Consider the following 6,590-nt stretch of genomic DNA (forward strand, 5'->3'; position numbering starts at 1 on the left):
AATCAGGGCTTCAACAAGAAGGGAACGTAACCCGTTTCGGGGTGCACTTCTGGATCGGTGCTGAAGGCTTTGACCTCGATCGCGTGCGGGCCCTCCGCCAGCGAGGCCGTGTTCAGTGAAATCCGCCACCGGCCCGCGGCGCCCGGTCCGTCGGTCGTGGTGGGGACGGTCGCGACGTGGTTGCCGTCGAGCCGCACCTCGAACCCGGCCAGGCCCGCGACGGCCGTGTCGAGGGCGTTGATGCGGACCTCGATGACCACGCGTCCCCTGGTGAACGCCGCGCCGTTCTCGATGGGCTGGCCGCTCGCGTCGAGGACCTCGGGAACGGGGTCGGCGAGCACCGGTTTCGCGTCGACGAGCGGTGTTCCCGGCTGGCGCTGGGGAGCGCTCCTGGGGCCGGTGAGCTCGACGTCGGTGTGCGTGACCTGGACGCGTTCCTGCGTCACGAGCGCGACGTTGAGGTTGTCGGTGAAGGCTTCCTTGGGCAGGTCGGCGACGGCCGGGTACTCCGCGCCCGGTTTCCACGGCGTTCCCGGGATGGCCGGCCTCAGCGGCACCTCGACGCCGTTGATCTTCACGGCCGTCACCGGCTCGCTTTCGCGCGACGGGATCAACGCGATGCGCAGCTGCCCCGAGGTGACGTCAGGGATCGGCAACGCGCTGCTCGCCGGACCGTCCACGCGCACCTGGGGCGTGGGGACGGCGGGCGGCGCGTCGGCCTTGGCGGTCCGGTAGCCGATGAGGTCGACGCCGGCGCGGATCCGGTCGCCCGCGAGTGCAGCGACGCCGACCAATGCCGTCGCCTCGCGCCACTCCGGCACGAACGGGCTGGTGGCGACGACTTCACCGTCACGGGTGACGTGCGTGCCGTTCCTGGTCAGCACGATCTCCCAGCGCACGGTCACACCCGGCAGCGCGGGCGGGATGGCCTTGGCCGTCGTGCCGTTCGGGACGAGCTCGACGACGGAGTTGCCGGAGACGTCGGTGGAGACGGTCGCGCGGATGGCGTTCGGCAGGACCGGGTCGCCCTGGACGCTGACCGGGCCCGGCACGAGGTCCAGCAGCAGCTTGCCGCCGGTGCCGGGGGCGTCGGTCTCGACCACCAGGCGGCTGTCGTCGTCGGTGCGGACGAACGGCGTGCGGGACCTCAGCGTGACCGCGCGGGTGCCGCAGCTGCTGCTGATGATCAGCCGGTCGTGGTCCTCTCCGTCTCCTGACGTCGCGCGGGCGCAGTCGGTGCGCTTGGTGAGGCGCCAGCGCTGCAGGTCGGGCTCGTCCGCCTGGTCGAAGCGATCGACGAACGTGTACGGGGCGTTGTCCGCGCGGGGTGTCGCCTTCGTGGTCGCCGGCTGGGAGCGCTGGCCGAACGAGTCGACCGCGCGGATCTCGATCTGCTGCTCGCGCTCGTTCTCCAGGCCGTCCAGCTGGGTGCCGGGCCTCGTGACGAGCTTGGTCCGATCGCCCCACCGCACCTCGTAGCCGGGAGCGTCACCGGACCAGGTCAGCTGGATCTTGTGGTGGCCGCCGCGCGCGACGACGTTCGTGGGTGTGCCGGGACGTCCTTGTGGGGCCGGCACGAGCACCTGCTCCGCCTCGTACGGCTTGAGCTTCGTCGGCGGCGGGGGAGCCGTGGGCAAGGTCGAGTTGCCCCCGTCGGTGTCGCGCAACAAGATCACGCCCACCACCAACGCGAGCCCTGCGACAGCGAAGGCGACCCGCTTCATGCGGTCACGCTAAGGCGTTGTGCCCAGCTCGAACACGGTTTCGGTGGTAACGGGTTCGGCATGGTCCGCCGGAAGGACGCTCAGCTTGAGCCGAGCGTGCGACCCCGGCGCCGGCTTCGTCGCGTCGAGCCAGAACTCATGCCTGCCGGGGACGCCGGGCCCCTGCTCGTCGGTGGGCAGGGCGACGATCCGCCTGCCGTCGAGTTCGAGCTCGATGCCGCGGTGCCCGATGGCGTTGATCTCGGCAGTGACGAGGATGCGGCCGCGTCGCGGGATCGGCTGCGGGTGCTTGGTGCCGTCCTCGTGCATGACGTGCAGCCGCGGCGCGCCGGTCCTGATGCCGCCCGGCCGGTCCGCGAGCTTCGGCAGGGTGCCGGGGCGGCTCTCGGGCTTGCGGATGATCACGAGCTGCGCGGGGTCGGCGGCGGCGATCTTCCTGACGCCTGCGGGAACGTCGGTGATCCTGACCTGGTTGCCCGGTTCGAGCGCGACGATCTTGGCCGCGGCCGCGTCCTGCGGGACCTCGGCGTCCTGCACGAGCGAGAGGACCTCGGTGGGCAGGACGCGTTCCGGCACGCCGCCGACGCCGAACGTGTCGAGGAACCCGCCGCCGTCGATGCGGATCCGCGGGTGGACCAGCGGTTCCTTGATGGCCACCGGCTCGTAGGCGACCACAACCCCGTCGCGCAGCGCGACGACGGCGTCGGGCAGCACCCGCATCTCCCACCGGTGCCGCACGCCCGCCACGAGCCCGGTCAGCGGCGCGTCGCCGAGCTGGACCTCCTTGCCGGTGCGAGGCAGGTCCGGGTCCGCGATGATCCGCGTGCCCTGCGTCGTGACGTCGAGGCTGACCGCCCCGCGCGGCTGGCTGTCGGTCTCCCGGAGGTACTGCCACGGGTCGGGCAGCAGCGTGAGCCGCACGTGACTCGACTCGACGGCTCCGCCGACGCTGATGATCGCCCTGCCGATCGCGCCGTCGCTCGCCGGCACTCCGAACCTGATGGGCGTGTTCGACTGGAACGCGGCCATCGGGCAGTCGACGTCGATGCGCTTGCCGGGCCCGAACGGCCTGAGCCCCAGACACTCCGGCTCTGCCTCGACCCGCCACTTCCGCGGATCCAGCGCCTCCGGCCCGTCGAACCTGTCCACCTGGCCGACGAGCTGGTCGTCCCACCTGTCGTTGTAGAGGTCCTTGGGCGTCGCGGAGATCCTGAGCGGCTCCGACCGCTTGCCGGTCGCGCTCACCGCCCGGATCTCGACCTCGACCCGCTCCTCGGGACTCAGCCCGCCGATCTCGACCTCTGGCCCCGGAACGAGCTGCTCGGTGCCGTTCCAGCGGACCTCGTAGGCCGACGCCGAGCCGTTCCACGCGATCTGCAGCGCGTCGGCGTCCAGCGCCTGAGCTCTCGGGTTGGCGGGTTTCGCTGGCTCCTGCTGCTGCACGACCTCGACGCCGTCGTCGATCTCACGCTTCAACGTGTCCGGTCCGTCGCCCGCGCGGAGCGCCACGACGGCAGCGACGACGAGCGCGAGGCCACCGAGCCCACCGGCGAGCGTCCGTCGATCCACCCGGCGACCCTACGACGTTTCCGCTGTGGCGGTGCTGCCGTTCAGCCCAACCACCCGTCCGCCCCGCGACCCGAGATTTCGGAGCGCGGCCAGCGCTCCCGGCTTCGTCAGGTCGATGGTGATCGCGGTCCGCTGCGGCTGGTTGACCAGCGCTTTCCGGCCCTCGTGCCCCGCCTCGATGGTCTTGGCGAGCCCACCGGTCGACGCCAGCGACCCGCGCGCCGCCCCGAGCCTGCCGAGCGCGTCGTCGACGGCCATCAGCAGCGCGTCCCGGTTTCCCTCGCACATCGCGCGCACCAGCTCCGGCCTGCTGCCCGCGACCCGCGTGCCGTCGCCGAAGCTGCCCGCCGCGAGCGCCATCGCGAGCGGTCCGCCGTCCGCGCCCACCGCGGCCAGGATCGCCGCCATGACGTGGGGGAGGTGGCTGATCCGCGCGACGGCCTCGTCGTGCTCCTCGGGCGTGGTCGGCACGACGTGGGCGCCGAGGTCGAGCGCGAACTGCATGACGTCGTTGAGGTGGTCGTCCGCCTCCTCCGGCGTGACGACCCAGGCCGCGCCCTGGAAGAGCGTCGCGCTGCCCGCGTCCCAGCCGCTCCTGCTGGTACCGGCCATCGGGTGGCCGCCGACGAAGCGGACCTGGGGTGCGTACCGGTGCACGGCGTCGTGAACGGGGCCTTTGACGCTGGTGACGTCCGTGAGGCGGGTGCCGGCGGGGATCTTGCGGAGGAGATCCGGGAGGGCGGGCAACGGCACGGCGAGCACGACCAGTGCCTCCGGGTCGCGGCTGAGGGCCTCGTCCACGCTCGTGATGTCGAAGCCCTCAGCGCGTGCCTTGTCCGCGTCGTCCTTGCTCGCGGTCGCACCCCACACCGTGCGCCCGGCAGCCTTGGCGGCCCGCAGCACGGAGCCGCCGATCAGTCCCAGTCCGATCACGCACACGTCTCGCACGGCGCCCATCATTCCGTGCGACACGTGCGCGGAACTACCGGAGGGCGTCCAGCGCGAACGCCGCGTAGGCAGCCACCCCGTGCTCCATCGCGGCCTCGTCGAACAGCACCCGGTTCGAGTGGTTGGGCGGCGCCTCGTCGACGTCGATCCCGCGCGGGCAGGCCCCGAGGAACGCCAGCGCGCCCGGCACCCGCTGCAGCACGTAGGAGAAGTCCTCCGCACCCATCAGCGGGTCCTGCATCGGCTCGCTCCACGTCGGCCCCATCGTCTGCGCGACGAGGTCCACCACGTGCTGACCGACCTGGTCGTCGTTCACCGTCACCGGATACCCCGGCACGATGCTGACCTCGGCGTGGCAGCCGTACGCGGCGGCCGTGTGCTTCACGAGCTGCTTGAGCTCCTTGTGCACCTGCTTGCGCGTGGCCTCGGACAACGTCCTGATCGTCCCGTCGAGGGTCGCGACCTCGGGGATGATGTTCGTCGTCGTGCCGGCCTTGATCTGCGCGACCGTCACCACGGCCGGCTCGTGCACGCTGATCCGGCGCCCGAGCATGGTCTGGATCGCGCCGACCATCGCCGCGGCGGCCGGCACCGGGTCGAGGGCGTTGTGCGGCATCGCGCCGTGCCCGCCGCGGCCCTTCACGTGGATGTGGAACGTGTCCGCGGACGCCATGATCGGGCCGGGCCGGCACGTCACCACGCCCGACTTCATCTTGGACGTGATGTGCAGGGCGAACGCCTTCTCCACACCGTCGTCGAGCAGGCCTTCCTCGATCATGTACCGGGCGCCGTGGTAGCCCTCCTCACCGGGCTGGAACATGAACAGCACCTTGCCCCGCAACGCGTCCCGCCGGTCGGCGAGCAGCCGGGCGGACGACGCCAGCATCGCCACGTGCGTGTCGTGCCCGCACGCGTGCATGTTGCCGTCCACTTCGGACGCGAAGGGCAGCCCGGTGTCCTCCTGCAGCGGCAGGCCGTCCATGTCGCCGCGCAGCAGCACCGTGGGCCCCGGCCGATCACCCTCGAGCACCGCCACCACCGAGGTGGTCGACACGCCCTTCGTGACCTTGAGCGGCAGCCCGTCCAGCGCGTGCAGGATCGCCGCCTGGGTCTTGGGGAGCTGAAGCCCCTGTTCGGGGTGGCGGTGGATCTGCCTGCGCAACGCCACCGTGCGGGGCTGCAGCGAGCGCGCCCCTTCGAGCAGTCCGGCGAGACGGGGGTCCGGCGTGTTTGTGCTCATCTACCGATGGTGCCACCACCTCGGCTACCGGGAAGGTCGTCTGGGCCCTACGGTGTGCACATGACACAGCAGGAGCCGGTCAACGGCTTCGCGGTCGCGGTCGTCCGGGAGGACGGCCGCTGGCGGTGCAGCAGGATGGACAGCTCCGCGCTGTCGGAGCTGGACGCGGCGATCACACAGCTGCGTCAGCTCAGGTCGACCGGCGCCGTGTTCGGCCTGCTGGCCGTCGACGACGAGTTCTTCATCATCCTGCGACCGGTGCCCGGCGGCGTGTCGCTGCTGCTCTCCGACGCGGCCGCCGCCCTCGACTACGACATCGCGGCCGACGTCCTCGACCTCCTGCGCGTCGAACCGCCGGACGAGGAGGACACCGAGCTCTGGCCGGAGGGTGACCTGGGTGTGCTGGCCGATCTCGGCATGCCCTCGCACGAGCTCCAGATCATCGTCGACCAGGTCGACCTCTACCCGGACGAGCAGCTCCAGATGATCGCCCAGCGCATCGGCTTCATCGACGAGTTCACGAAGCTGCTCGACACGATCCAGGCGTGAACGACTCCGACCTCGTCCGCGCGGCCCTGAACGCCGCCGCCGGCTCGGGCCCCGACGTCCCGATCGGCGCGGTCGTGTTCGCGCCCTCCGGTGAGGTGCTCGCGTCGGCCTGCAACGCCCGCGAGGCACTCGGCGACCCGACCGCGCACGCCGAGATCCTGGCCCTGCGCGAGGCGGCGACCAAGTACGGCGACGGCTGGCGGCTCGACGGCTGCACCCTCGCGGTCACCCTCGAACCCTGCACGATGTGCGCCGGAGCCCTGGTGCTCGCACGTGTTTCTCGTCTCGTCTTCGGCGCCTGGGAGCCCAAAACGGGCGCTGTGGGGTCGTTGTGGGACGTCGTTCGGGACCGCCGGCTCAACCACCGGCCGGAGGTGCACGGCGGTGTGCTCGAGGAAGAGTGCGCTGACCTGCTGGAACGCTTCTTCCGGACCCAGCGTTAACCCGCTGGATCCGACTGTGTATTGTTCTTACCGGTGGCGTGTCCGAGCGGCCGAAGGAGCACGCCTCGAAAGCGTGTGAGGTGAAAGCCTCCGTGGGTTCAAATCCCACCGCCACCG

At 71.3% G+C, this 6,590-nt stretch carries 6 protein-coding genes and 1 tRNA gene; 3 read left to right on the forward strand and 4 right to left on the reverse strand.

From position 1 onward, the window contains the following. Window positions 1-2 precede the first annotated feature (2 nt). From IEZ09_RS06630 to IEZ09_RS06645, 4 genes are read right to left on the reverse strand one after another with little or no spacing between them, the layout of a single operon-like run. The gene (locus IEZ09_RS06630; protein ID WP_189252640.1) at window positions 3-1,724 is read right to left on the reverse strand and encodes a hypothetical protein; all 1,722 of its coding nucleotides are present in this window, start codon (window positions 1,722-1,724) and stop codon (window positions 3-5) included. Window positions 1,725-1,733: 9 nt separating this feature from the next. Continuing rightward, on the reverse strand, window positions 1,734-3,293 hold the full coding sequence (locus IEZ09_RS06635; RefSeq protein WP_189252641.1) for a fibronectin type III domain-containing protein: 1,560 nt from the start codon (window positions 3,291-3,293) through the stop codon (window positions 1,734-1,736). Between the two features lie 9 nt (window positions 3,294-3,302). Beyond that, window positions 3,303-4,250 (reverse strand): prephenate dehydrogenase, encoded by a 948-nt coding sequence (locus tag IEZ09_RS06640; protein WP_189252702.1) that lies wholly within the window; start codon window positions 4,248-4,250, stop codon window positions 3,303-3,305. A gap of 25 nt (window positions 4,251-4,275) precedes the next feature. Then, window positions 4,276-5,481 carry a M20 metallopeptidase family protein gene (locus tag IEZ09_RS06645; RefSeq protein ID WP_189252642.1) on the reverse strand — a complete coding sequence of 402 codons (1,206 nt, stop codon included), beginning with the start codon at window positions 5,479-5,481 and terminating at the stop codon, window positions 4,276-4,278. Window positions 5,482-5,541: 60 nt separating this feature from the next. Here IEZ09_RS06645 and IEZ09_RS06650 point away from each other — a divergent pair, with 60 nt between their 5' ends. The 3 genes from IEZ09_RS06650 to IEZ09_RS06660 all read left to right on the forward strand — a co-directional run bounded on the left by IEZ09_RS06650 (window position 5,542) and on the right by IEZ09_RS06660 (window position 6,590). Continuing rightward, the gene (locus IEZ09_RS06650) at window positions 5,542-6,030 is read left to right on the forward strand and encodes a tRNA adenosine deaminase-associated protein (protein WP_189252643.1); all 489 of its coding nucleotides are present in this window, start codon (window positions 5,542-5,544) and stop codon (window positions 6,028-6,030) included. Then, the gene (locus IEZ09_RS06655; protein WP_189252644.1) at window positions 6,027-6,473 is read left to right on the forward strand and encodes a nucleoside deaminase; all 447 of its coding nucleotides are present in this window, start codon (window positions 6,027-6,029) and stop codon (window positions 6,471-6,473) included. The genes IEZ09_RS06650 and IEZ09_RS06655 overlap by 4 nt, the downstream gene beginning before the upstream one ends. Window positions 6,474-6,505: 32 nt before the next feature. Beyond that, window positions 6,506-6,590: transfer RNA gene (locus IEZ09_RS06660), tRNA-Ser, on the forward strand.

Source organism: Lentzea flava (assembly GCF_014648475.1).
Classification (GTDB): domain Bacteria; phylum Actinomycetota; class Actinomycetes; order Mycobacteriales; family Pseudonocardiaceae; genus Lentzea; species Lentzea flava.